This is a genomic window from Streptomyces sp. NPDC039736, from assembly GCF_055596485.1.
The window spans coordinates 17,323-41,392 of sequence record NZ_JBVIUQ010000003.1; the positions used below are offsets into that span (position 1 = coordinate 17,323).

Below are 24,070 nucleotides of genomic sequence, written 5' to 3' on the forward strand. Positions count from 1 at the left end.
GCGGATCAGTAAGGTAATAACGCCGCCGGTCCCGGTGGCTCACGACCGACGAGAAGCCATGAGCCCCAGATGACACAGACGGCGACCGCCACCGTCCTCCCGGCCACCAGACCCGTCCCGGCCCCGCGCCTTCCCGGCGTGGACGTGGCACGCGCCCTCGCGGTGCTCGCCATGTTCGCGGCGCACGTCGGCCCCTACGCGGAGCCCTCGGGGGCGGGTTACCTCATGATCGCTGCGGACGGCCGGGCACCCGCCGTCTTCACCCTGATCGCGGGCTTCTCGCTGGCCCTGGCGCACGGCGGCCGCCGACCCCGCCCCGCCGCGGGCGGCTTCAGAGCCGTCGCGCTGCGCTGCGCGGTGCTGGCCGCGCTGGGCCTGGCCCTGACCGCCCCGGGCCGGGGCATCTTCGTCATCCTCACCTTCTACGCGGTCTACTTCCTGGCCGCGGAGCCGTTCACCCGGCTGCGCACCGCCCCGTTGGCAGCCCTCGCGGCAGGCGGCGTCGTGGCGGGCCCGCTCCTCTCGTACGTCCTCGGCCCGTTCACCGGCCACTTCGCCGCCGGGCGCGGCGGCATCCCCCGGCCCCAGGACCTGACCAGCGGCTCCGGCGTCCTGGACTTCCTCGACAAGCTGCTGATCAGCGGCGCGTACCCGTTCCTCACCTACTTCCCGTACGTCGTCGTGGGCCTGGCGCTCGGCAGGCTCGTGGACGTGCGCCTGCGCCGGTCGGCCGTCCGGCTGGTGCTTTGGGGGGCGTCGACCGCGGTCGTCGGATACGGAACGTCCTGGCTCGCGGTGGAACACGGCGGCGGCCGGCGGGCGCTCCTCGCGGCCGTCGCCCGCCACCACGCGTGGGCGACGGACCGGGCCGACCCGGTGCGGTCCGTCCTCGGCAGCCAGTACGGGGCGATTCCGTCGAGCGACTGGCACTGGCTGCTGCTCTCCGGGCCGTACAGCCAGACCCCGTTCGAGACCCTGGGCAACGCGGGCGTCGGGGCGGCCCTGATCGGGCTGTGCCTGCTGGCGTGCCGCAGCCGTCGGACGACCGCTCTGCTGAATCCTTTCGCCGTGCTGGGCACCATGGCACTGTCGGTCTACACCCTCCACGCCCTCGCGCTCGCGACCTTCGCGAGCGGCGCGCGGGGGTGGGGCCCGCTGCTGTGGTTCAGCGCGGTGTCGGTGGCGGGCTGCTGGGCCTGGCAGCGCTGCTTCGCCGGCACCGCGCTGCGCTACGGGCCACTGGAGTCGGGGCTGCGGGCCCTGACCCGTACGACGACGACGGCTACGGCGCCGGGCCGGACCACGACGCCCTCGGCCGGCACCGCTACGGAGACGACCGTGCGGCCCGGCCCGCCGCCCGCACCATGAGACGCAGGCACGCCTCCGGGTAGGGACTCCAGCGGATACGCGTCCGGAGTCAGTGGCAGTGCCACGCAGCCGTCGGCGTGCCGCCCCGCGCTCGCTCCCTCATGAGTGCAGCACGCGCACGGCGAGCGCGGTCGGCCAGAGGCAGCCGATGCCGAGCGGGGCCCGGCTCAGCCCGCCGTCCACGGGCGGAGCTTCTGCGGGTTGCGCATGGCCCAGAAACGGGTGATGCGGTCGTCCGCGACGTCGAAGGCGATGACCGTCGAGGTGACGCCGTCGTGCTGGACCACCAGCCCCGGCCGGCCGTTCACCGTGCGCTCCAGGAGCGTCAGGTCCGGTACGAGGTCGAGCATGGAGACCAGGTAGCGGGCGATCCGCTCGCTGCCGCCGGTGGGCGGTGCGGCGTTGACCACGCCGCCGCCGTCGGCGAGGCCCATCGCGTTCGGGTCGAGCAGATTGATCAGGGTGGCGATGTCCTTCTCCTCCCAGGCCTGCTTGAACTGCCGCACCAGAACCGCCTGCCGCGCGGCCGGGGCGGCCTGCGCCCGCGACGCGTCGACCCGGCGGCGGGCGGAGGAGGCGAGCTGGCGGCAGGCGGCCGGGGAGCGGCCGACGATCTCGGCGACCTCGTTGAAGGAGTAGCGGAACACGTCGTGCAGGACGAACGCGACGCGCTCGGCGGGGGTCATGGCGTCGAGCACCACGAGCAGCGCCATGTTCACCGACTCGTCCAGGGTGACCCGGTCGGCCGGGTCGACCGTCCGGCCGCTCCCCGCGCCACCGGCCCACTCCGCGTGGTCCGGCAGCGGCTCCGGGAGCCATTCACCGACGTAGCTCTCGCGTCGTACCCGCGCGGAGCCCAGGAGGTCGAGGCAGATGCGGCTCGTGACCGTGGTGAGCCAGCCGCCGGGGGCGATGATGGCCTCCCGCCGGGCGGGCGTCATCGCGTACCAGCGGGTGTACGCCTCCTGTACCACGTCCTCGGCGTCGGCCAGCGATCCCAGCAGGCGGTAGGCGAGGTTGATGAGCTGGCGGCGCTCGCTGATGACCGCGTCGAGCGTCTCGTCAGGGGTCTGGGGCGACGTGTGCATGGGGTGCTGCTCCCTCGGTGCGTACAACGGGTGCGGACTACGGGCTACGGGCTACGGGCTACGGGTGCGGACATCGGATGTGGACAACGCGTGCGGGCGACGGAACGTCGGAGTCCACGCGCCGTGCCGGCACAGAGGGCCCCTCCGGTACGACGAAACGGCCCGCCGGAATGTGAGGCCCTCGTGGCACCCGGTTCTCCTCCGGCCCCCCGCCTCACATTCCACCGGGCTGCCTCGTCGTAGGAGCAGGACGGAACGCAGGGCGTCCCGGGCCTCACGCGTGCACCACGGCGGTGCAACGGCCCGCTTATCCCGAGGAGTTCACCATGGAATCCCGTATCGACATCAAGGCCAACCCCATCGGTGCCAAGGCCATCAAGCACCTCGCCTCCGCGGGCATGTCGATCATGGACAAGTTCCCGGCCACCACGCGTGAGCTGGTGGCACTGCGCGTCAGCCAGATCAACGGCTGCGCCTTCTGCGTCGACATGCACACCAAGGACGCCGCGCACGCCGGGGAGACCGCGCTGCGCCTCAACCTGGTCGCGGTGTGGCGCGAGGCCCCGGTGTTCACCGAGGCGGAGCGCGCCGCGCTGGAGCTGGCGGAGCAGGGCACCCGGGTCGCGGACGCGGCCGGCGGCGTGCCGGACGACGTGTGGGCGAACGCCGCCAAGCACTACACCGAGGACGAGCTGTGCGCCCTGGTGGCGGCCGTCGCCGTGCTCAACGCCCTGAACCGGGTGAACGTCATCACGCAGACCCCGGCGGGCGACTACCGGCCGGGCCAGTACGCCTGACACCCCCGGGGGCGGGCGCAGGGCCCGCCCCCGGGACAGGCCCCGCCCCCGACCCCGACCACCAGCCTCCCAGCAGGAGTTGTCATCCCCATGTCCACCATCGCCCAGCTCGGCGCGCTCACCGGCGGTTACGTCATCGACCCCGCCCGCACCCGGATCGGCTTCGTCGCCCGGCACACCATGTCCACCCGCGTACGCGGCCACTTCGCGGAGTACGAGGGCGGCGCGACCCTGAACGGTGAGGACCCGGAGCGGTCGAGCGCCCGGCTGACGATCCTGGCCGAGAGCCTCACGACCGGCAACGCCCAGCGCGACGAGCTGGTGCGCACCTCCTTCCTGGACGCCGGGAACCACCCGACCCTCGACTTCACCTCGACCGGGGTGCGCCGCGTCGACGCCACGCACTACAAGGTCTCCGGCGACCTGGGCATCCGCGGCGTGACCCGCCGGACCGTGCTGGACGCCGAACTCGTGGACGCCGGAATCGAGTTGACCGGCGGGCCGCAGGACGCGCAGGGGGACTTCCGGGTCTGCCTGAGGGGCGGCGTCACGGTCGACCGCAACGACTGGGAGGTCAACTGGAACTCCGTGACGTCGGTCCTGGTCGCCTCGAAGGTACGGCTGGAGTTCGACGTCACCCTGATCCGGCTCTCCTGACCGGCGGCGCGGCCGGCAGGCGGGTTTCGGCAGCTTGACCGTGCGGCCGGGCCGCCCCGTCTCTCAGGTTCGGCGGGCTGCCGGTGCGATCCGCGTGGCCGCCGGGGGCGTCGAAGCCCCGGCCGCCCCGGCCCGGCCGGGCCGCCCCGTACCGCCTCGCCCGACCCCTGACCTGCGCACCCGGCACCTGTCCGTCCAACGGTCACACACCCCGCCTCTTCCCTCACTGCTCCCCTGGCCCCCGAGGCGCAACCACCCGGCCCCGCTCCAGCGTCACGATGGCGTCGGCCGCGGCCAGGCCCTCCCTGTCGTGGGTGACGAGGAGGGTCGTACGACCGCGCGTGGCGTCGAGAATGTCCGCCAGAACGGCGGCGGCCGTCTCCGGGTCGAGGCCCTCGGTCGGTTCGTCGAGTACGAGGACGGGCGGGTCGGCGAGCAACGCCCGTGCCAGCAGGAGGCGTTGGCGCTGACCGCCGGACAGCTCCGCCCCGTCGCCGCCGACACCGGTCTCCCACCCCCGCGGCAACGACTCGACCCAGTCCAGCAGCCGCGCCCGGCGGGCGGCCTCGCGCAGGTCCGCCTGCGTGGCATCGGGGCGCGCCAGGAGCAGGTTGGCCCGGATCGTCCCGCGGAACACATGGGCGTCCTGCGTCACACCGGTGATCGCCCGCCGTACGTCCGCGCCCGCGCACTCGCGCAGCTCGCGCCCCGCGACGCGGATGCTCCCGGATGCGTACGGCACGAAGCGCATCAGCGCGGCGATCAGGGTGGACTTGCCCGACCCGCTCTCCCCCAGCAGAACGACCCGTTCGCCGGGCGGCAGCCGCAGGCTCACCCCGTCGAGGGCCGGGGGCCCGCCGGGGCGGTGGCGTACGCGCAGGTCGGCGATCTCCACGCCGAGCGGCCCGGAGCCGGGGAGCACGGCCGGCGCGGCCGGCTCGACGACGGGCGGCGGCGCGTGCAGAACTTGCATCAACCTCCGTGCGGAGGAACGTACTTCACCGAGTCGGCGTGCGGCCGCCGGAAGTGGCGTGAGCGCTTCGAAGGACACCAGGGCGAGTACCGCCAGCACCGCGAGGTGGACGGCGGCCAGCTCCCCGGTGGCGTGCGCCCGCAGCGCGAGCCAGGTGACGCCGACGGTCGCACCCGCTTGCAGCAGGTGTACGAGGGCGGCGGCGAGCGTGGTGGTGAGGGCCTTACGGCGTTCGAGCGCGGCGATCCGCGCGGAGGCCCGCCGGGCGCGCTCCTCGGCACGTCCCAGCGCCCCGTACGCGGCGAGATCGGCGGCTCCTCGCGTCAAGTCGACTGCCAGCACAGCGAGTTGGGAGCGCGCTTCCTTCTCGGTACGTCCGGCAGTCCGCGACGACACGAGTACCAGCACGGGTACCAGGAGGCCCGCCAGCGCGAGCGTCCCCCCGAGCAGCAGCCCCGCCCCCGGCAGCAGCACGACGGCGGTCCCGGTCGTCGCGGCCGCGACCGCACCGGCGGCGGCGACGGGCACCAGAACGCGGAGGACGAGGTCCTGGGCGGCGTCGACGTCATCCACGAGGCGGGTCAGCAGGTCCCCGCTCCGGAAGGCGGGGATCCCCGCGGGAGCGAGCGGCACCAGCGCCTCGTACACCCGGGCCCGGAAATCTGCGACGGCCCGCAGCACCCCGTCGTGCCCGAGCAGCCGATCGGCGTACCGCAGCAGGCCCCGCCCCAGCGCGAGCGCCCGCACGACGACGACGGCGAGCGCGACGGAGGCCAGCGGAGGCTGTTCGGCGGCCCGGGTGATGAGCCAGGCGGCCACCCCCATGAGCGCCACGGCGGCCAGCTCACTGCCCCCGGCGGCCAGAGCGGCGACCAGGAGCCGCCGCCAGTGGGGGGCGAGGTACCGAAGGAGCTGGAGGGTGGGGTAGGGCGGGGACGTCATGCCGGGGGGCCTTTCCGGGAAGAGGGGGCGTGTGTACGGGTGCCGGGGGCTCGTGTACGGGGTGCCGGGGAGCGGACGGGGCCGGTACGGGCGGCAGGGCGAGGGACAGCCCACGTACGGGCAGCGGCGGCGGGGGCGCGGGTGGGGCACTCCGCCCGCACCCCTTCACGCCCGCCCGCGCTCCTTCACGCCCGCCCGCACCCCTCGCGCCCGCACCTGTTCATCCCGCCTCTCCCACCCCCGCCCCAGCCCGCCGCACCAAAGCACTCCCGACCGGCGGAGCCACCCCACCACCCGGTCCACATGCGGCAGCACCCCCGCCCGGTGTGCCACGACCAACACCGTCCGCCCCCGCATCAACTCCCGCATCGCCCGCACCACTTCCCCCTCGCTCCGCACGTCCAAGTGCGCCGTCGGCTCGTCCAGCAGGACCACCGGCGCGTCCTTCAGGAAGGCCCGGGCCAGCGCGATCCGCTGCCGCTGGCCCGCCGAGAGCCCCGCCCCGCCCTCTCCGAGCACCGTGTCGTACCCGTCCGGAAGTTCCGCCACGAACCCCTCGGCCCGTGCCGCCCGCGCCGCCGCCCGTACCTCCGCCCCGCTCGCCCCGGGCCGTCCCAGGCGGATGTTCTCCGCGACCGTCCCCGCGAACAGGTGCGGCCGTTGCGGAACCCACGCCACCCGCTCCCGCCACGCCTCCGCGTCGAGGTCCTTGAGGTCGACGCCGCCCACCGCGACCCGGCCCTCCCCGGGCTCGACGAACCCCAGCAGCAGCGCCAGCAGTGTCGACTTCCCCGCCCCGCTCGGCCCGACCAGGGCCACGTGCTCCCCGGCCCGCACCGTCAGCGACACCCCCGCCACGGCGGGCCCGGACCGCCCCGGGTACCGCACCGTCACCCCCTCCAGACTCAGCGGAACCCGGTCTCCGCCCGGCACCGGAAGCCGCCCCTCCGGCCTCGGCGCCCTCCCGTCCGGCCCCTCCGCGTCCAGCACGGCGAAGACCTTCTCCGCCACCTCCACTCCCTCCGCCCCGTCGTGGAACGCGGACCCCAGCGCCCGCAGCGGCGCGTACGCCTCCGGTGCCAGGAACAGCACCGTCAGCGCCACGTACAGCTCCACCTCCCCGCCGAGCAGCCGCAGCCCCACCGGCACCGCCACCAGTGCCACCGACAGCGTCGCGACCGTCTCCAGGACCAGCGACGACAGGAACGCCACCCGCAGCGTCCGCAGGGTCGCCCTGCGGTGCGCCTGCGCCATCTCCCGCACCACCGCCGCCTGGTGCCGCTCCCGCCCGAACGCCCGCAGCGTGGGCAGCCCGGCCACCACGTCCAGGAAGTGGCCGCCCAGCCGGGCCAGCAACTGCCACTGCCTCGCCGTGCGTCGGGCGGTGTGCATGCCGACCAGCGCCCCGAAGACCGGGATCAGCGGCAGCGTGACCAGTACGACGAGCGCCGACGCCCAGTCGGTCCACGCCAGCCATCCGAGCACCACCACCGGCACCACCGAGGCCGCCGCCTTCGCCGGGAGGTGGCCGACGACGTACGGGTCGAGGGCGTCGAGGCCCCGGGTGAGCAGCATGGCGCTCTCCCCGTGCCGGCCGGCCGCGAGGCGCAGCGGGTTCGTCCGCCGCAGGCTGCCCGTGACCAGGTCCCGCAGGGCGCGCTTGGCGTCGGCGGCGGCGCGCTGGGCGAGCACTCCCCGTACCCACGTCACCAGCGCCCGCGCGGCCATGACCGCCGCCGCCAGGGCCGGTGCGCGCAGGTCGGTCCCCTGCCCGCCGAAGCCGTCGGCGAGGAGCCCCGCCAGCAAGGCGGCCTGGGCGACGGTCAGTCCGCCGCCGACCAGCGCGAGCCCGGTCGAGCACAGCACGTGCCGCCGCAGCGACGGCACTTCCCGCAGCAGCCGCTGTTCAACTGTCCTCATCCCGCCCTCCCCTCAGAAGTAGCTCGGGTCAGAAGTAGCTCGGGTGCCGCACCCCAGTGCGCCCGCGGAAGGTCCGCCAGCTCCACACCTGATAGGCGAGGATCACCGGAATCAGTACGACCCCGAACGCGGTCAGGAGCTTCAAGGTGGCCGCGTCCGTTATCGCGTGACTGATCGTCAGCCCCTTTCCGGCCGAGCTGATGAGGAGGTACGGATAGTGGCCCGCCCCGATGAGCGGTACGGGCAGCAGCGCCGCGGCGCTCGTGGCGGCGAAGGCCCGGACCCGGTGTCCGCGCACCAGGGCCCACCGGGCGGCCCCGATGGCGGCCGCATACAGGCCGGCGATCGCGGCGGAGGGCACGGGGTTGGTCATCGACGCCCCCGCCCCGAAGAGCGTGAGCAACAGCGCGAGCCCCGCGAACGCCCCGGCCCACCGGGCGAGCCCCTCCCCCGACCGCCGTGCCGCGGCGGCGGCTTCCGGGGCCGACCGGAGCGCCACGAAGGCCGCTCCGTGTGCCGCCAGGAGCAGTGCCGTGGTCACCCCGCACGCCAGCACGAACGGCGAGAACACCTCCCCGAACCCGATGTGGAAGCTGCCGTCCGCCCGGCGCGGCACCCCGCGCAACAGCAGCCCCACCACGAGTCCCCAGCACACGGCGGGCAGCGCGCCGCCGGTGAAGATCAGCGCGTCCCAGCGGGCACGTCCCCGGGCGGTGCGCGCCCGGCCGCGCAGTTGGACGGCGGCGTTGCCGGTGACCAGGCCGAGCAGGACGGCCACGATCAGGGGGTACAGGCCGGACAGGAGGGTGCCCTCCAGGTGCGGGAAGGCGCCGAAGAGGACTCCGGTGAAGGCGACGAGCCAGACCTCGTTGCCGAGGAAGAAGGGGGCCATGGCGTCGAGCCCCGCGTTCCGGCCGGGCCCTTTCGCGCCCGGGGAGCGCAGGAAGGGGTGCAGCATCTGTACGCCGAGGTCGTACCCGCCGAGTACGAAGTACCCGCCGAGGAGCAGGCCGAGCAGGGCCAGCCAGAGGACTTCCAGACTCATCGGGCTCACCATCCGTTGACTGAGAGGTTGACTGAGAGGGGGAGAGGGGGTTCGCGTGTCGGTCGTCAGTACGTCGCGACGGGCTGCCGTTCCTCGGGCTCCGGTCCGCCCCCGGGCGGCGGCAGCGGCTCGGTGACGCCGAGCTGGGCGGCGTCCGGCCCCTTGCGGGCGAAGTGGGTGATGAGCGTCCAGTTCGTTGTGGCGAGGGCGAGGAAGAGCGCGACGAAGGCGGCGCAGGACACGAGCAGGGAACTTCTGCTGACGTTCGAGAGTGCTTCCTCGACGGTCAACTCGCCGTAGACGAGCCAGGGTTGGCGTCCCACTTCCCGTACGACCCAGCCCCCGACCGAGGCGAGGAAGGGGAAGGGGATCATCGCCACGAGCACCCACGCGACGGGCCGCCACCGCACCACCCGGTCCTTCCACACCAGCACGAGCGCGATCAGCGTGATCGTGGACACGGTGTTGCCGATGAGCGTCATGGCGTCCATGGAGAACCGGACGGTCTCCTCCCAGGGCACGTAGTTCCCGGGCCCGTGCTCGGCGGCCAGCCGTTCCTGGAGTTCGGCGACCCCGCTGCCCCGGATCACGGCCTCCTTCATCGGCTGGGTGGCCGCGATGACGGGCCGCTGCTGTTCGCCGACGACCACCACGAAGAAGGAGGCGATCGTCGACACCCACAGCCCCAGCCGCAACGACGCCCGGAACAAACGCGCTTCCCCGGTGTGCCGCAGGAAGTGCCAGGCGCTGACCCCCGCGACGAAGACGCCGCCGGTGGTGAGGGCGGCGAGGGCCACGTGCTGGAGGGCGATCAGGGCGCTGTCGTTGGTGAGCAGGGCTCCGAAATCGGTCAAGTAGGCCACACCGTCGCGCAGTTCATGGCCGACGGGATGTTGCAGGAAACCGTTGGCGACCATGATCCAGTACGCCGAGGCGTACGCGGTGAGGGCCACGAGCCAGATCAGTGCGACGTGGACCCCCCTCCGCAACCGCCCCCAGCCGAAGATCCACATTCCCAGGAAGGTGGATTCGGCGAAGAACGCGATGAGGGTCTCCAGCGCGAGCGGGGCGCCGAAGACGTTCCCCGCGAATTTGCTCAACCCGCTCCAGCTCAGCCCGAACTGGAACTCCATGACGAGGCCGGTGGCGATGCCGACCGCGTAGTTGACGACGTACAGCTGACCCCAGAAGCGGGTCATGCGCTCCCACGTCGCTCGAGTGGCGGGGTCACGGCTCAGGGCGGCACGGGTGTGCATGATCGCGACCAGGGGGACCAGCCCCATGGTGAGGATCACGAACAGCCAGTGGATGCCGGTCGTGGCCGCGAACTGGAGTCGGGCCAGGTCCGCAGCGCTCATGGGGCGGCCTTCCTGGAGGGGGGGGTGGGGTGGTGCCCTGGAGGGGGCAGGGCGGCGCGCGTGCTCCGCACCGGCGGCACCGGGGCGGTCGGTGCGGCCCGCCCCTTGACCGTAGGGAAAATCTCTTATGCGTTCCAAGACCAGTTCCGCCATGTGAAGATGCCTCCAGAGGCATCGATCGACACCGCCGGGGGACCCGTGGACCTGCTGCAACTGCGCTACTTCCGGACGGTCGCCCGGTACGAGCACATGAGCCGCGCCGCCGAGGAACTGCACGTCGCGCAGCCCTCCCTCAGCCGCACCGTCGCGCGCCTGGAGGCCGACCTCGGCATGCCGCTCTTCGACCGCGAAGGCCGCCGCATCCGGCTCAACCAGTACGGCGCCATCTTCCTGCGCCACGTCGAGCGCGCCCTGAGCGAGCTGGACGACGGCCGCCGGGCGGTGCGGGAGGCGCGGGACACGGGCCTGGGCCGGGTCGCCGTGGCCTCGGAGACCCTCCTGACGATCACCCCGGCGCTGGGCAGCTTCCGGGCCGCCCACCCGCGCGCCGACGTCCGGCTCCACCAGTCCGACGCACCGGAGATGGACCGCCGGCTGCGGGCCAGGGAGGTCGACTTCTGTCTCGCCTCACAGCCCTTGTCGGGCGCCCACCTCGAAACGATGGAACTGGCGCGCGAGGAGGTGCTGTTGGCGGTTCCGTACGGTCACCGGCTGGCCGGGCGGCGGAGCGTGACGATCCCGGAGGTGGCCGACGAGCCGTTCGTCACCACGCGCCGGGGATACTGGCAACGGGCCCTGCTGGAAAGGCTGTTCGCGACCGAGGGACTCACCCCGCTGATCTCCTGCGAGGGCGACGAACCCGGCGCCAGCCAGGACATGATCAGTGCGGGTCTGGGCATCGGCCTCATCCCGGCCGTGTCCCGCCAGGTCGGCACGCACGAGCGGGTGCCGGTGGTGTGGGTGGGCCTGGACGCGCCGGACTGCGAACGCAGGCTCACCCTCGCCTGGAACAAGGACAGTCACCTCTCGGAAGCGGCAGTGGCCTTCCGGGAGTTCGTCACGTCGACCCCCTTCATGTCCCACCATCTGCCGCTCCCCCGCCGGACGGAGTCCGCGCCCGGCGGGGCCTGACCACCCGTCACCCCTCCCGGCGCATTAGGAGCCGCCCCCCACGGAACCACTCCCCCTCCCTCGGTTCCCGGAGCATGCGCGCCACCTCGGTGAACCCGGCGTCGGCGGACAGTCGCGCCAGGTCGTCCACCGGCCACCGGTAGGCCGTCGTCACCTTGTGGTCGAAGGGCGTCACGGGGCCCCCGTCCGCCTCGTAGAACCCGGCCAGCAGATGGCCGCCGGGCTCGATGACGCGCGCGAACTCCGCCAGGTGAGCGGGCAGTTCGTGCGGAGGCGTATGGATGAGCGAGTACCACGAGAGGACTCCGCGCAGCGAGGCGTCGGCCGTCTCCAGCGCGCCCATGGACCCGGTCTCGAACCGCAGGTCCGGATACGTCTCACGGGCGGTGGCGATCATCGCGGGCGAGAGGTCGACCCCGAAGACGTCGAGCCCGAGGCCCCGCAGGTGCGAGGTCACCGCGCCGGGACCGCAGCCGACTTCGGCGACGGTCCCGCCCCGTACGAGTTCCGCGAAGGCGGCGATGACCGCCCGGTCCAGCGGTGCGCCGTCGAGCGCGTCGCGGAAGAGTTCGGCGTAGAGGGAGGCGACGGAGTCGTAGGCGTCGGCGGTGGTGGCGAGGTGGGGAGAGTCCGCGTTCATGGGGGCCGACCCTGACCGGGCCCGGCCCGCGCCGCACCCCCCGCCCCGCGCTCCTGACCCGGTGTGCGGCTGTCCCCCGGGCGCAGTCGGCCCCTGCCCATGATTGGCCGGAAACGGCTCAACCCGGGCCGGGCGGGCAACCCCGGCGGTCCCCGACCGGTCCCCTCCCGCGACATGCCGCCGCATCCGTCGCCCGGCACGCACCCGAGCCAGCAGGGACACCCCATGCCCGTACGCACACACCGCGCCCCGCGCACCGTCCTCCTCGCCACCGCCACCGCCGCGGCGCTCGCCGCCACCGTCGTCCCGGCCACCGCGCAGGCCCACGACCCGCACGCCCGGACCCGGGCGGCGGTCGACGCGCTCGTACGCGACGGGGCTCCCGGTGTCGTCGCCCGCTCCGAGGGCCGCGGCGGGTCCCGGCCCTGGACGGACACCGCCGGGGTCGGCGACCTCACCACCGGACGCGAACGCGGCCCCCGGGACCGCTTCCGCATCGGCTCCCTCACCAAGACCTTCACCGCCACGGTGGTGCTCCAGTTGGAGGCCGAGGGCAGGCTCTCCCTCGACGACCGCGTCGAGAAGTGGCTGCCGGGCCTGGTCCGGGGCAACGGCCACGACGGCAGCAGGATCACCCTGCGGCAGCTCCTCCAGCACACCAGCGGCATCCACGACTACACGAGCGACCCGAAGTTCATCAGCGAGAGAATGACCGTCGCCTTCCTCGACCGCCGCTACGAGTCCCTGCCCGCCCGGGATCTGGTGAAGATCGCCATGAACCACGCCCCCGACTTCGACCCCGGCGCCAAGTGGGGCTACTCCAACACCAATTACCTCCTCGCCGGGTTGGTCATCGAGAAGGTCACCCGGCATTCCTACGAGTCCGAGATCGACCGGCGCATCCTGCGCCCGCTCGCGCTGCGCGCCACCTCCGTCCCGCACGACGAGTCCCGCCTGCCGCGCCCCAGCAGCCGCGCCTACACCACCTTCGGCGCGGACCCGGCGACGGCGAAGAAGTACGACATCACCGAGCTGAACCCCACCCTGGCGGGCGCCGCGGGCGGCATGGTCTCCAGCACGGCCGACCTGACCCGCTTCTACCGCGCCCTGCTCACCGGCAAGCTCCTGCCGAAGCGGCAGCTCGCCGAGATGAAGACCACCGTCCCGATGAGCGACCAGCGCCCCGACCTGGCCTACGGCCTGGGCATCTACCAGGAGAAGCAGTCCTGCGGCAAGGTGATGTGGGGCCACACGGGAGGAATCCACGGCTCGACGACGCACGCGATGGCGAGCGAGGACGGCGGCAAGGCGGTGGCGCTGAACCTGAACGGGGACTGGAGCGGGGACACGGACACGGTGATGGAGGCGGAGTTCTGCCCCAAGTAGCCCACCGGGGCAGCCGGGACGGCAGGCCCGATCGGGCCTGCCGTCCCGGCGCGGCCCCGCGTCGCGTCGCGTCAGAAATTGATCATGTGCCCGGCGAGTCCGTGCACCGCCTCCTTGACGGCCTCGCCCAGCGTCGGGTGCGCGTGCACGTTGCGCGCGACCTCGTGGACGGTGAGGTCCCACTGCTGGGCCAGCGTCAGCTCCGGGAGCAGCTCGGTGACATCGGGGCCGATCAGGTGCGCGCCGATGATCTCGCCGTGGGTGTCGTCGCTGATCAGCTTCACGAAACCGGTCGCGTCGCCCAGGCCGTGCGCCTTGCCGTTGGCGGTGAAGGGGAACTTGGCGACCTTGACGTCGAAGCCCTTCTCCCTGGCCTGCGCCTCGGTCCAGCCGAAGCTGGCGATCTGCGGCTGCGAGTACGTGGCGCGCGGGATCATCGGGTAGTCGAGCTCCATCGTCTCGGCGTCCGCGATGGTCTCGGCGGCGACGACGCCCATGGCCTCGGCGGTGTGCGCGAGCATCAGCTTGGCGGTGACGTCGCCGATGGCGTAGATGTGCGGCACCGAGGTGCGGCAGCGGCCGTCGACCTCGATCGCGCCGCGCTCGGTGACGGCGACACCGGTCGCCTCCAGACCGTAACCGGTGACGTTCGGCGCGAAGCCGATCGCCTGGAGGACCTTGTCGGCCTCCAGCACCTTCTGCGCGCCGTCCTTGCCGGTGACCGTCACCTGGACCTGTGCGCCGGACTCGTCGATGGACTCGACACGGGTCGAGGTGAGCACGTCGATGCCCAGCTTCCGGTACTGCTTGGCCAGTTCGGTGGAGACGTCCACGTCCTCCAGCGGCGCGATCCGGTCCAGGAACTCGACGATGGTGACCTTCACGCCGTAGTTGTGCAGGACGTACGCGAACTCGATGCCGATGGCGCCCGCGCCCGCGATGACGACGGACCGCGGGAGGTCCTCGGCGAGGATCTGCTCCTCGTACGTCACGACGCGCTCGCTGCGCGCCGTGCCGGGGAGCAGCTTGGGGGTGGCGCCGGTGGCGATGACGCAGTTCTCGAAGGAGATCTGCCGCGTGGTGCCGTCGGAGCCGGCGACCTGGAGGGTGTGCGCGTCGAGGAAGGTGCCCCGGCCGTCGATCTCGGTGATGCCGTTCTTCTTCATCAGGTAGTGGACGCCCTTGACCCGGCCGTCCGCGACCCGGCGGCTGCGCCGGTGGGCCTCGCCGTAGTCGAAGGTCACCTCGCCGTCGACCTTGATGCCGAAGGTCTTGGCCTCGCGGGTGAAGATGTGCGCCAGTTCGGCGTTGCGCAGGAGCGCCTTGGTCGGGATGCAGCCGACGTTCAGACAGACGCCGCCCCAGTACTTCTCCTCCATCACCGCGACCTTCTTGCCCAGTTGGGCCGCGCGGATGGCGGCGACGTAGCCACCGGGTCCCGCCCCGAGGACGACGACGTCGAAGCGCTCTTGCATGAAAGTTCCCCTCTGAATCAAACCGGTGTGTCGCGCCCAGCCCGGGTGACGAGCCGCGATGTGTGCCGCGTGACGGATCACGTCACCTGCTGTGTCACCTGTCGCGTTACGTCCAACCGCCGCGCTCCGGAGATCATTCCGCCGCGCCACGGGCACGTCACACGGTAGCGGCAACCGGGGCGGCGCCCGCTGCCCGGTGACGACCGCCACAGTGCGCGCGGCCCTGGTCGCACGCGGGCCCCGCGCCGTACCCTGAGGGGCCTTGCGCGTCCCGGGGGCGACACGCCGGTGACAGGGGGCGAGGACGATGTCCTGGGCGACGACCAGGTGCCGGTGCGGCGACGCGCGCTTCCGGCACGGCGAGCCGCGGTACGCGGGGGCCTGCGCGGCCTGCGACTGCGCGGCGTTCGCGAACCCGGAGCCCCTGCCGCTCCCTCCGGAACCGCCGCCCTCGCCCCCCTTGGAACCGCACCCGTCCTGCCCGACCCAGGAGTCGGGCTGCAACGGCATGCATCCCACGATCGGCTGGTGAACCGGTGAGGGGGTGGGCGGCATGCTCACCGCCCGCCCTTCCGCGGGCCAGCGGCTCACGCGCCGCCCGCCCCCCGGCGGCTCACCACGACGACGTGGTGACCCCCGGCAGGAACCCCGCGTGTGCCTGCTCGCGCATCCGCACCCGGGAGAGCCCGAACTTCCGCAGGTGCCCGCGCGGCCGGCCGTCCACGCTGTCCCGGTTGCGCACCCGGGTCGCGCTCGCGTCGCGCGGCTGGCGGCGCAGCTCGGCACCGGCCGCCGCGCGCTCGGCTTCGGTGGCGTCCGCCCGGCGCAGGACCCCCTTCAGCTCGGCCCTGCGGGCCGCGTACCGCGCGACGGTCGCCCGCCGCTGCCCGTTCTTCGCGATCTTGCTCCGCTTCGCCATCAGACCTTCCCCCCTCGGGCCCTGATGCGGGCGACGGCCGCCTCGATGCCGATGACGTCGACCGTCCTGATGCCGCGTGCGCTGAGGGTCAGCCGGACGCCGCGCCCCTCGCTGGGCAGCCAGTAGCGCTTGTGCTGGATGTTCGGGTCGAAGCGGCGCGCGGTGCGCCGGTGGGAGTGGGAGATGCGATTGCCGAAGCCCGGCTTGGCTCCGGTCAGCTGGCAGTGGGCGGACAAGGGCGGGACCTGCCTCTCTGTGCGTCCGGTGCCGGGGCAGCGGACGCCCCGGCGACGTACCGGCGGAGAACCACTATTGAAAATGGTTCCCGTTTTCAATATGATAGCGCCATGGCTCGCAACGAAGTACGCCCGATCGTCAAGCTCCGCTCCACGGCGGGGACCGGCTTCACCTACGTGACCCGCAAGAACCGCCGCACCAGCCCCGACCGGCTGGTCCTGCGCAAGTACGACCCGAAGGCCGCCCGGCACGTCGACTTCCGCGAGGAACGCTGACCGCCGGTCCCCCCGCCACCCGCCCCACCTCCTGGAGGAACCCCTCATGCAGCACGGAATCCACCCCGCCTACGGCCCCGTCGTCTTCCGCGACACCGCCGTCGGCTCCGCCTTCCTCACCCGCTCCACCGCCACCAGCACCAGGACGGTCGAGTGGGAGGACGGCAACACCTATCCGGTGGTCGACGTCGAGATCTCCTCGGTGAGCCACCCCTTCTACACCGGCACCGCCCGCGTCCTGGACACCGCCGGACGCGTCGAGCAGTTCGAGCGCCGGTACGGCCGCCCCGGGGCGAAGTGATGGAGGCGGCACCCGGAGCGCTCGGACCGCCCCCGTTGGCGGTCGCCCTGGTCGGCGGGCTCCACGCGGACGCCCGCCGCCGGGCGGTGGACCGCCTCCTGGCGGCCGTCCCCGGCAGCGTCGCCCTGCACCACGACCTCGCGGAGGCGGCCCGCGCGCCCGGTTCCGGGGCGGTGCTGCGCACGGTCCGCGATGCCACGGGCGAGCTGACCCGGGGCGAGACACCGCTGGTCAACGACTGCGCGTGCTGCGCCCTGCGCGCGGACCTGCTGCCCGAGCTGCGGCGCATCGCCGCGCTCGGGCTCACCCGGCTCGCGGTCGTGGAGCTGTGGGACGCGGTGGAGCCGCGCGCGACGGCGGAGGCCGTCGCCGCCCATGGCGGCGAGAGCCTGCGGCTGACCGGGGTGATCACCGCCGTCGACCCCGCTCTCGTACTCCCGAGTCTGGGGAACGGGGACGACCTCGCGGAGGCGGGCCTGGCCGTCGCGGCCACGGACCGGCGCGCGGTGGGCGACACCTGGGCCCGGCAGCTCGAATACGCCTCCGTGCTCGCGCTCGCCGACGACGGCCACGCGGACGCGGAGGACCGGGCGCTGCTCGCGCAGCTCCACCCGACGGCCCGACAGGTGTCCGTCGACTCCGACGATCTGGTGCGGGAGGCCTTCGCCGGGTTCGACGTGGCGGCCGCCGCCGCGGCGCAGCATCCGGCCTGCGCCCGGCTTCCCCAGGAGGCGGACGAGGCCGGTGTGTCCACCCTGGTGTGGCACCGGCACCGCCCCTTCCACCCCGGCAGGCTCTTCGACGCGCTGGAGGAGCTGTGCTGCGGGGCGGTGCGCAGCCGGGGCAGGTTCTGGCTCGCGGACCGGCCGGACACGCTGCTGGCCTGGGACTGCGCGGGCGGCGCGCTGTGCGTGGAGGCTTCGGGCCCGTGGCTGGCGGGGCTGCCGAACGCGGCCTGGGAGCTGGAGTCGCCGATCCGGCGGACGGCGGCGGCGCTGGACTGGCACCCCGAGCACGGGGACTGCTGCCAGCACCTGGTGTTCACCTCACCGGGCCTGGACCGGGAGGGGCTGACGCGCCTGCTGGACTCCTGTCTGCTGACGGACGCGGAGTACGCGGCGGGGCGGCACGGCTGGGAACGGCTCCCGGCGGCCTTCGACGTGTTCCTGGCACCCGCCCGCTGACGCCCGAACCTCCCGGTCCGCTTCTCGAAAGGCCGAAGAGGTCGCCGTGCGCGCGATGACTTCCGCACCTGGACGGAGTCTGCCTTTCAGCAACGCAGACGGCTTCCCGCCCCGACCTTCCCAGGAGTCGACCATGACCTCGCCCGAGTCCCACACCCTGTCCGTGCCCGGCGCCGAGCTGGCCTACGACGTGCGCCCCGGCACCGGTGGCGGCGTCCCCCTGTTCCTGCTCGGCTCGCCGATGAGCGCGGCCGGGTTCGTCTCGCTCGCCGCGCACTTCACGGACCGTACGGTGATCACCTACGACCCCCGGGGCGTCGAGCGGAGCAAGCGCACCGACGGGGCGGCGGAGTCCCACCCCGAGGAGCACGGGGAGGACATCCGCGCGGTGATCGAAGCGGTCGGCGCGGAGACGGTGGACGTCTTCGCGAGCAGCGGCGGCGCGGTCAACACGCTCGCCCTGGTCGCGCGCCACCCCGCGCTGGCCCGCACCGTGGTCGCGCACGAGCCGCCGCTCGCGGAGGTCCTGCCGGACCGGGACGTCGCCCTGCGGGTCTTCGCGGACATGGGCGAGACGTACCGGCGGGAGGGGTTCGGGGCGGGGATGGCGAAGTTCATCGCGGCGGCGGTGCACCAGGGGCCGTTCCCGGCGGACTGGACGGACGGGCCCGCGCCCGACCCGGCGGCCTTCGGCCTGCCGACGCAGGACGACGGCACCCGCGACGACGCGCTGCTGGGCCAGAACCTGCGCAACTCCACGGGCTACCGGCCGGACTTCGCGGCACTGCGGGCCGCCTCGACACGACTCGTGATCGCGGCCGGCCGGGAGTCGGAGCGCGAGCTGCCGGCCCGGGGGGCGCTGGGCGTGGCCGAGCGGCTGGGCATCGCCCCGACGATGTTCCCCAGCCACCACGGGGGCTTCCTGGGCGGGGAGTTCGGGCAGGAGGGGGAGCCGGCGGAGTTCGCGAAGGCGCTGCGGGCGGTGCTGGACGGAGATTCCTGACGCGGACGCCGCCGTCGGCGGTGACGCCGCCCCGGCCGGTGGCGTGACTCCGCCCTGGGCGGTGATGCTCCCGTCACCGGTGACGCTGCCCCTGACCCGGCCCGCGTCCCGCCCTTCGCGGAGGGCGGGTGGTCAGGCCGGGGGAAGGCGGCTAGCGTCCGGGCATGGATGAGTTCGACCCCTGGTCAGCAGAGTTCCTCAGTGACCCCTACCCCAGCTACGCGGCCCTCCGCAGCCGCACCCGCGTCCACTTCTTCGAGCCCACCGGCCAGTGGCTGGTCCCCCGCCACGCCGATGTCTCCGCCCTGCTCCGCGACCGCCGGCTGGGCCGGACGTACCAGCACCGCTTCACGCACGAGGAGTTCGGCCGCAGCGCTCCGCCCGCCGAGCACGAGCCCTTCCACACCCTCAACGACCACGGCCTGCTCGACCTGGAGGCCCCGGACCACACCCGCATCCGCCGCCTGGTCGCGAAGGCCTTCACCCCGCGCACGGTCACCCGCCTCACCCCGTACGTCGAGGGCCTGGCCGCCGATCTCGTGGCGGACCTCGTCGAGAGCGGCGGCGGGGATCTCCTCTCCTCCGTGGCCGAGCCGCTGCCCGTGGCCGTGATCGCGCAGATGCTCGGCATCCCGGAGCGGGACCGGGCTCCGCTGCGCCCGTGGTCCGCCGACATCTGCGGCATGTACGAGCTCAATCCCCCGCCCGAGACCGCCGAGCGGGCCGTCCGCGCCTCCCGCGAGTTCACCGCGTACCTCAAGGACCTGATCGCCTTCCGCCGCCGTTCCCCCGGCGACGACCTCCTCTCCGGTCTCATCGCCGCCCACGAGGACGGCGAGCGCCTCACCGAGCAGGAGGTGATCTCCACCTGCGTCCTGCTGCTCAACGCGGGCCACGAGGCCACCGTGAACGCCACCGCCAACGGCTGGCACGCCCTCTTCCGCCACCCCGGCCAGCTCGCCGCGCTCCGGGCGGACCCGCGGGAGCTCGTCCCCACCGCCGTGGAGGAGCTGCTGCGGTACGACACCCCCCTCCAGCTCTTCGAACGCTGGGTCCTCGACGACATCGAGATCGACGGCGTGACGATCGGGCGGGGCTCCGAGGTCGCCCTGCTCTTCGGCTCCGCCAACCACGACCCGGCGGTCTTCGACCACCCGGAGCGGCTAGACCTGGCCAGGAAGGACAACCCGCACATCTCCTTCAGCGCGGGCATCCACTACTGCATCGGCGCGCCCCTGGCCCGCATCGAACTCGCCGCCTCCCTGCGCGCGCTGCTCGACCGGGCCCCCGCACTGAGCCCGGCCGCCGAACCCGGGCGGAAACCCAACTTCGTGATGCGCGGTCTGAGCGAGCTGCTCGTCACGGTCTGAGCGGGCGGGCCCACGAACGCCCCGCCCGCCCCTTCGTCAGCCCGTCGCCAGCAGCGCCTCCCAGGCCTCCGCCGCGTCCGGGAACCGGTCCAGCAGCTCCGCACCGCCGGCCGGTGCGTCCTGTGCCGCCCACGGGCCCTCGCAGCCCAGCAGTTCCGCCAGCGCGTCGCACGCCGCCGGATGTGCGGCGAGCAGCACGGCACGCCCGGCTGCGGGGGCCGGCGACCCCGCGGGCGCGGGCTGCTCGCGCCACGGCGGCGTCCAGGCGTCCAGTGCCGCGAGCCGTCCCGGGAAGACGCGCCCGGCCTCGCGGGTCAGCCGGGCGGCGAGCTCCGCGCCGTCCGCGCGCAGGGCGGTGACCAGCGTGGGCAGCCACGGCAGGAGCACCCGGTCGGGGAGGCGGCCGAAGGCGTTCGACACCGCTTCGACGACGAAGTCCACCAACTGCGGCACCGGCTCCAGGGCGTGCAGCAGTCCGCTGAGGTAGCGGGGGTAGGCGGGCAGGGCGAGCGGGTCGGCCAGCAGCGCGTCGCAGCGTGAGCGCAGTTCCTCCCGGGTCAGCAGCCCGAGCTGCACTTGCGCCGCCCACAGCAGTGCCGTACGGGACTGCTCCCGCGGGTGGCACTGGGCGACGGCCAGCTCCAGTTGCGTGCGGTCGCAGCCGAGCGAGAGGGCCAGGCCCTCCATGCTGAACAGGAAGCCCAGCATCGCCGCGACCTGGCGCGCGCCCGCGTCCTCGTCGGCGAAGGCCGTGGGCAGCAGCGTGCAGTAGTGCGCGTAACCGGTCTTGACGAAGGACTCGACCCACTGCGGGAGCGAGGGTTCGGACGTGCGGTAGTACGCGAGCAGGCGGCGGACCCTGCGCAGCACCTCCGGTGCGCCGTCGACGGTGCGTTCGGCGGCCAGGACCTCCAGGGCGCGGGTGCCGAGTTCGTCGGCGAGGCGGCGGCTGCGCAGGTACAGCGTCGCCTCCTCGACCGCCTGGAGGACGGTCGCGGTGGTGGCCTGCGGGTCGTAGGCGGCGCGCCGCAGCCGTTGTTCCAGGACCTGTTCGAGGCTGACGCCCTCGTAGCCCAGCTCGATGAGCGCGCGCTGGTGGGTGCCGATGGCCAGGTCCCAGGACTCCTGGAGGGACTGTTCGCCGAGCGTGCGCTCGCCCATGATGGGGCGGGCGGCGCCGGCCGGCAGCAGGCGGCGCAGCATCCACAGCACGTCGGAGCACGGCCGCAGTCCGGGCTGTCCCGCCAGGTCGAGCAGCGCCCTCTTCACGCCGCGCTGTTCGAGCTTGAGGCCGAGCGGGGCCAGCCGGTCGTGCACGTCGCGTGCCAGGGGCGGCAGCGCCTCGTACCCCACGCGGCCGATCCGGTCCCCGCCCAGCATGATCTCGACGAGCCTGCGGACGTCGCGCCTGCCCGGCACGCTGTCCTTCTCGATGCAGGTGACGGCCGCGTCCTGGAAGTCGTACGGGGTGGGCCTGGCGCGTTCGCGCATCCGGGCGAGCAGGATCGACGTCTCGTACACGGCGATGGCGTCGGCGGTCGAGGCGAGGTAGCCGGCCTTGCGGGCGGCGCGGACGATCTCGACGGACCAGCCGAGGAGTTCGGCCTCGTCGACGGCGTCGACGACGGGGGCCCGCCGCAGGAACCCGGACAGCCTGTCGCCCGGCTCCGGGGCGGCGACGGCGTCGGCGGCCCGGCTCCGGCCGGGTTTCCCGGCTCCCGCCTGGCCCGCGAGCCGGTACGGCTGGACCTTGGTGCGCTTGAGGTTCTTGGCCCACTGGGTCGCGGCGATCGACACCGATCCGGCGGCCAGGCCGAACTGCGCCTCGATGGCCGCGTGGCTGGACGGGATCAGCCCGTACTGCCAGGTGCTGCCGCTGGGCGGGGTGATCTCGAAGGTGTCGCTGCCGTGCAGCCCGAACTCGGCGACCCGGCTGGCCGCGTGGAACGCGCCGCAGACGTACAGGCAGTCGTCGGGGTCGGTGCCGGTCTCGGCCAGGTGGGCGCGCATCCGGGTCCACATGTACCGCTCGCGGTCCTCGTCGACCCCGGCCCGGCCGGTGCCGCCCGGGGCGAGCCTGCGGAAGAGGCTGCCGATGAGGAACATGACCTGGCGGTACGTCTCGTGGTCGACGTCCGCCGCCCCGAGCGGCTGCTCGACGTACTGGTGCCACCACTCGCTCCAGTGCCGGACCTTGCCGTGCCGCAGGAGGTGTTCCTCCAGTTCGGCGAAGCGCGGGCGCAGATCGCCGATCTCGACGCCGACCGCATCGCCGTGCAGCGCTGCCTCCTCCTCGGCGGGCGGGGCGTCGGGGCCGGGGTCCGCGGGGACCTCGGCCGCGTCCTCGCGGGTGCGCCACTGGAAGACGTGGTCCGACGAGCGGTCGACGAGGACGAGTTCGACGCCGGGGGTGTCGAGTGCGTACGCGATGGCCTGGTACTCGGCGGACGCCTCGGTGATCGGGGCGACGACCGACAGCGGCGCCCAGTCGGCGGGGAAGCCGGCGACCTCGGCGGCGAACGCCTGGACGGCCACCGGGAGGCGGCAGTTGCGCAGCTCGGTGAGGAGCGGCGTCATGTCCTCGCAGAGTTCCAGGTAGATCACCTTGGGCTGCTTCTCGCGCAGCCGGCGGGCCATGGCGGTCGCGGAGGCGGGCGAGTGGTGGCAGACGGGGAAGATCTCCAGGGGTTCGCGGGCGGCGCGGTCGACGTCGTCGACGAGGCCCAGCAGGATGCCCTCCAGGGCGCCGGGACCGTCGGCGAACTCCCGTGCCGCGTCCTGGAGCTGGCGGCGGAGGGCGTCGAAGTCCGACCCGCTCGCGGAGGCCCGCCGCACGGCGGCGGTCACGACAGGGTCGCGATCGCGTCGCGGCCGCCTTCGAGGAACTCCGGCCACTCGCCGCCCTCGTCCTTGCTGCGCGGCTCGACAACGCCGTGCAGGTACTTGTTGAGGATGGCCAGGTCCTCGGGATCGCGGCGGGCGAGGGAGCCGACGAGCGAGGAGGCGAGGGTGCGGGCGGTGAGGGTGCGTTCACCGAAGAAGTTGCCGTGCAGGATGGAGTCCTCCAGGACGCCGATCTGTTCGGCGGTGGACAGGGCCGACTCCAGCTTCTCGTCGTCGCTGCCCGCTGCCGCCGCGGAGGCGCGCAGGTCGGCGAAGCTCTGCAGGAGCACGTCGAGGAGGGTGGGCGGCACGTCGAGTTCGATCCGGTGGCGGCGCAGCAGTTCCTCGGTGCGGAAGCGGACGATGTCGGCCTCGCTCTTCTTGTTCGTCACGACCGGGATGCGGACGAAGTTGAAGCGGCGCTTGAGCGCGGAGGACAGGTCGTTGACGCCCCGGTCACGGCTGTTGGCGGTGGCGATGACGGAGAAGCCGGGCTTGGCGAAGACGATGCTGTCGTCGCTGTCGCTGTCCAGCTCGGGGACGGAGATGTACTTCTCGGAGAGGATGGAGATCAGGGCGTCCTGGACGTCGCTGGTGGAGCGGGTGAGCTCCTCGAAGCGGCCGATGCGTCCCGACTCCATGGCGGTCATGATCGGCGAGGGGATCATCGACTCGCGGGACTGTCCCTTGGCGATGACCATGGACACGTTCCAGGCGTACTTGATGTGGTCCTCGGTCGTGCCGGCGGTGCCCTGGACGACGAGGGTGGAGTTGCGGCTGATCGCGGCGGCCAGGAGTTCCGCGAGCCAGCTCTTGCCGGTGCCGGGGTCCCCTATGAGCAGCAGGCCGCGGTCCGAGGCGAGGGTGACGATGGCGCGCTCGACGATGGAGCGCTCGCCGAACCACTTCTGGGAGATCTCCCGGTCCAGGCCGTCGGCCCGCTCGGAGCCGAGCACGAACAGGCGGACCATCTTGGGCGAGAGCCGCCAGGAGAACGGCTTGTGGCCGTCGTCGACGGACTCCAGCCAGTCCAGCTCCTCGGCGTACTTGATCTCGGCGGGGGCGCGCAGCAGATCGGACATGTCAGTACCTTTCGATAGGAAACGCACGGCGATGGG

Annotated in this window: 21 protein-coding genes; 10 read left to right on the forward strand and 11 right to left on the reverse strand. The window is 73.3% G+C overall.

All coding sequences use genetic code 11. The features are described from left to right. Positions 1-69: 69 nt before the first annotated feature. Positions 70-1,368 (forward strand): DUF418 domain-containing protein, encoded by a 1,299-nt coding sequence (locus ACZ56L_RS09470; RefSeq protein ID WP_471062866.1) that lies wholly within the window; start codon positions 70-72, stop codon positions 1,366-1,368. 167 nt (positions 1,369-1,535) lie between these two features. On the opposite strand, the gene sigJ is transcribed toward ACZ56L_RS09470, so the two are convergent. Beyond that, positions 1,536-2,456 (reverse strand): RNA polymerase sigma factor SigJ, encoded by a 921-nt coding sequence (sigJ, locus tag ACZ56L_RS09475; protein WP_471062868.1) that lies wholly within the window; start codon positions 2,454-2,456, stop codon positions 1,536-1,538. Positions 2,457-2,782: 326 nt separating this feature from the next. On the opposite strand from sigJ, the gene ACZ56L_RS09480 reads away from it, so the two are divergent. Beyond that, complete coding sequence (locus ACZ56L_RS09480) at positions 2,783-3,253, forward strand: carboxymuconolactone decarboxylase family protein (RefSeq protein ID WP_471062870.1); 471 nt, start codon at positions 2,783-2,785, stop codon at positions 3,251-3,253. 90 nt (positions 3,254-3,343) lie between these two features. Continuing rightward, a complete protein-coding gene (locus ACZ56L_RS09485; protein WP_401762463.1) occupies positions 3,344-3,910 on the forward strand; it encodes a YceI family protein in 567 nt (188 codons plus the stop codon). A gap of 223 nt (positions 3,911-4,133) precedes the next feature. Here ACZ56L_RS09485 and cydC read toward each other — a convergent pair whose 3' ends face one another. The 4 genes from cydC to ACZ56L_RS09505 all read right to left on the reverse strand — a co-directional run bounded on the left by cydC (position 4,134) and on the right by ACZ56L_RS09505 (position 10,148). Continuing rightward, the gene (gene cydC / locus ACZ56L_RS09490; protein ID WP_471062872.1) at positions 4,134-5,825 is read right to left on the reverse strand and encodes a thiol reductant ABC exporter subunit CydC; all 1,692 of its coding nucleotides are present in this window, start codon (positions 5,823-5,825) and stop codon (positions 4,134-4,136) included. 165 nt (positions 5,826-5,990) lie between these two features. Next, positions 5,991-7,745, reverse strand: coding sequence for a thiol reductant ABC exporter subunit CydD (gene cydD, locus ACZ56L_RS09495; protein WP_471062874.1), 1,755 nt, complete (start codon positions 7,743-7,745; stop codon positions 5,991-5,993). 28 nt (positions 7,746-7,773) lie between these two features. After that, the gene (cydB, locus tag ACZ56L_RS09500; RefSeq protein ID WP_471062876.1) at positions 7,774-8,790 is read right to left on the reverse strand and encodes a cytochrome d ubiquinol oxidase subunit II; all 1,017 of its coding nucleotides are present in this window, start codon (positions 8,788-8,790) and stop codon (positions 7,774-7,776) included. Between the two features lie 65 nt (positions 8,791-8,855). Then, the gene (locus ACZ56L_RS09505; protein WP_471062878.1) at positions 8,856-10,148 is read right to left on the reverse strand and encodes a cytochrome ubiquinol oxidase subunit I; all 1,293 of its coding nucleotides are present in this window, start codon (positions 10,146-10,148) and stop codon (positions 8,856-8,858) included. Between the two features lie 198 nt (positions 10,149-10,346). Between ACZ56L_RS09505 and ACZ56L_RS09510 the strand changes: the two genes are divergently transcribed. Then, complete coding sequence (locus ACZ56L_RS09510; RefSeq protein ID WP_471063801.1) at positions 10,347-11,279, forward strand: LysR family transcriptional regulator; 933 nt, start codon at positions 10,347-10,349, stop codon at positions 11,277-11,279. Positions 11,280-11,286: 7 nt separating this feature from the next. Here the strand turns inward: ACZ56L_RS09510 and ACZ56L_RS09515 are convergent, their stop codons facing one another. Further along, on the reverse strand, positions 11,287-11,919 hold the full coding sequence (locus tag ACZ56L_RS09515; protein ID WP_471062880.1) for a class I SAM-dependent DNA methyltransferase: 633 nt from the start codon (positions 11,917-11,919) through the stop codon (positions 11,287-11,289). 225 nt (positions 11,920-12,144) lie between these two features. On the opposite strand from ACZ56L_RS09515, the gene ACZ56L_RS09520 reads away from it, so the two are divergent. Beyond that, the gene (locus ACZ56L_RS09520) at positions 12,145-13,305 is read left to right on the forward strand and encodes a serine hydrolase domain-containing protein (RefSeq protein ID WP_471062882.1); all 1,161 of its coding nucleotides are present in this window, start codon (positions 12,145-12,147) and stop codon (positions 13,303-13,305) included. 71 nt (positions 13,306-13,376) lie between these two features. Here the strand turns inward: ACZ56L_RS09520 and lpdA are convergent, their stop codons facing one another. From lpdA to rpmB, 3 genes are all read right to left on the reverse strand, one after another. Beyond that, positions 13,377-14,780: a dihydrolipoyl dehydrogenase gene (gene lpdA / locus ACZ56L_RS09525; RefSeq protein WP_471062884.1), complete on the reverse strand. Its 1,404-nt coding sequence runs from the start codon at positions 14,778-14,780 to the stop codon at positions 13,377-13,379. 613 nt (positions 14,781-15,393) lie between these two features. Then, the gene (gene rpsN, locus ACZ56L_RS09530) at positions 15,394-15,699 is read right to left on the reverse strand and encodes a 30S ribosomal protein S14 (RefSeq protein WP_345219411.1); all 306 of its coding nucleotides are present in this window, start codon (positions 15,697-15,699) and stop codon (positions 15,394-15,396) included. Then, positions 15,699-15,935 (reverse strand): 50S ribosomal protein L28, encoded by a 237-nt coding sequence (gene rpmB / locus ACZ56L_RS09535; protein ID WP_345219410.1) that lies wholly within the window; start codon positions 15,933-15,935, stop codon positions 15,699-15,701. Before rpmB ends, rpsN begins: the two co-directional genes overlap by 1 nt. 111 nt (positions 15,936-16,046) lie before the next feature. Between rpmB and rpmG the strand changes: the two genes are divergently transcribed. The 5 genes from rpmG to ACZ56L_RS09560 all read left to right on the forward strand — a co-directional run bounded on the left by rpmG (position 16,047) and on the right by ACZ56L_RS09560 (position 20,069). Then, positions 16,047-16,211, forward strand: a complete 165-nt coding sequence (gene rpmG / locus ACZ56L_RS09540) for a 50S ribosomal protein L33 (RefSeq protein ID WP_345219409.1) — start codon at positions 16,047-16,049, stop codon at positions 16,209-16,211. 46 nt (positions 16,212-16,257) lie between these two features. Further along, positions 16,258-16,512 carry a type B 50S ribosomal protein L31 gene (locus ACZ56L_RS09545; RefSeq protein ID WP_345219408.1) on the forward strand — a complete coding sequence of 85 codons (255 nt, stop codon included), beginning with the start codon at positions 16,258-16,260 and terminating at the stop codon, positions 16,510-16,512. After that, positions 16,512-17,696: a CobW family GTP-binding protein gene (locus ACZ56L_RS09550; protein ID WP_471062888.1), complete on the forward strand. Its 1,185-nt coding sequence runs from the start codon at positions 16,512-16,514 to the stop codon at positions 17,694-17,696. The genes ACZ56L_RS09545 and ACZ56L_RS09550 overlap by 1 nt, the downstream gene beginning before the upstream one ends. 133 nt (positions 17,697-17,829) lie before the next feature. After that, positions 17,830-18,699: an alpha/beta fold hydrolase gene (locus ACZ56L_RS09555; RefSeq protein ID WP_471062890.1), complete on the forward strand. Its 870-nt coding sequence runs from the start codon at positions 17,830-17,832 to the stop codon at positions 18,697-18,699. A 164-nt stretch (positions 18,700-18,863) separates the two neighbouring features. Then, the gene (locus tag ACZ56L_RS09560; RefSeq protein WP_471062892.1) at positions 18,864-20,069 is read left to right on the forward strand and encodes a cytochrome P450; all 1,206 of its coding nucleotides are present in this window, start codon (positions 18,864-18,866) and stop codon (positions 20,067-20,069) included. A gap of 36 nt (positions 20,070-20,105) precedes the next feature. Here the strand turns inward: ACZ56L_RS09560 and ACZ56L_RS09565 are convergent, their stop codons facing one another. Continuing rightward, entirely contained in the window at positions 20,106-22,916 is a 2,811-nt protein-coding gene (locus ACZ56L_RS09565; RefSeq protein WP_471062894.1) for a DUF5682 family protein, read from the reverse strand. Then, positions 22,913-24,034, reverse strand: a complete 1,122-nt coding sequence (locus ACZ56L_RS09570; protein WP_345219403.1) for an ATP-binding protein — start codon at positions 24,032-24,034, stop codon at positions 22,913-22,915. Before ACZ56L_RS09570 ends, ACZ56L_RS09565 begins: the two co-directional genes overlap by 4 nt. Positions 24,035-24,070 lie beyond the last annotated feature (36 nt).

Coding starts and splice junctions, on each gene's coding strand:
- ACZ56L_RS09470 (WP_471062866.1), top strand. CDS start 70: ATGACACAGACGGCGACCGCCACCGTCCTCCCGGCCACCAGACCCGTC.
- sigJ (WP_471062868.1), bottom strand. CDS start 2,456: ATGCACACGTCGCCCCAGACCCCTGACGAGACGCTCGACGCGGTCATC.
- ACZ56L_RS09480 (WP_471062870.1), top strand. CDS start 2,783: ATGGAATCCCGTATCGACATCAAGGCCAACCCCATCGGTGCCAAGGCC.
- ACZ56L_RS09485 (WP_401762463.1), top strand. CDS start 3,344: ATGTCCACCATCGCCCAGCTCGGCGCGCTCACCGGCGGTTACGTCATC.
- cydC (WP_471062872.1), bottom strand. CDS start 5,825: ATGACGTCCCCGCCCTACCCCACCCTCCAGCTCCTTCGGTACCTCGCC.
- cydD (WP_471062874.1), bottom strand. CDS start 7,745: ATGAGGACAGTTGAACAGCGGCTGCTGCGGGAAGTGCCGTCGCTGCGG.
- cydB (WP_471062876.1), bottom strand. CDS start 8,790: ATGAGTCTGGAAGTCCTCTGGCTGGCCCTGCTCGGCCTGCTCCTCGGC.
- ACZ56L_RS09505 (WP_471062878.1), bottom strand. CDS start 10,148: ATGAGCGCTGCGGACCTGGCCCGACTCCAGTTCGCGGCCACGACCGGC.
- ACZ56L_RS09515 (WP_471062880.1), bottom strand. CDS start 11,919: ATGAACGCGGACTCTCCCCACCTCGCCACCACCGCCGACGCCTACGAC.
- ACZ56L_RS09520 (WP_471062882.1), top strand. CDS start 12,145: ATGCCCGTACGCACACACCGCGCCCCGCGCACCGTCCTCCTCGCCACC.
- lpdA (WP_471062884.1), bottom strand. CDS start 14,780: ATGCAAGAGCGCTTCGACGTCGTCGTCCTCGGGGCGGGACCCGGTGGC.
- rpsN (WP_345219411.1), bottom strand. CDS start 15,699: ATGGCGAAGCGGAGCAAGATCGCGAAGAACGGGCAGCGGCGGGCGACC.
- rpmG (WP_345219409.1), top strand. CDS start 16,047: ATGGCTCGCAACGAAGTACGCCCGATCGTCAAGCTCCGCTCCACGGCG.
- ACZ56L_RS09545 (WP_345219408.1), top strand. CDS start 16,258: ATGCAGCACGGAATCCACCCCGCCTACGGCCCCGTCGTCTTCCGCGAC.
- ACZ56L_RS09550 (WP_471062888.1), top strand. CDS start 16,512: ATGGAGGCGGCACCCGGAGCGCTCGGACCGCCCCCGTTGGCGGTCGCC.
- ACZ56L_RS09555 (WP_471062890.1), top strand. CDS start 17,830: ATGACCTCGCCCGAGTCCCACACCCTGTCCGTGCCCGGCGCCGAGCTG.
- ACZ56L_RS09560 (WP_471062892.1), top strand. CDS start 18,864: ATGGATGAGTTCGACCCCTGGTCAGCAGAGTTCCTCAGTGACCCCTAC.
- ACZ56L_RS09570 (WP_345219403.1), bottom strand. CDS start 24,034: ATGTCCGATCTGCTGCGCGCCCCCGCCGAGATCAAGTACGCCGAGGAG.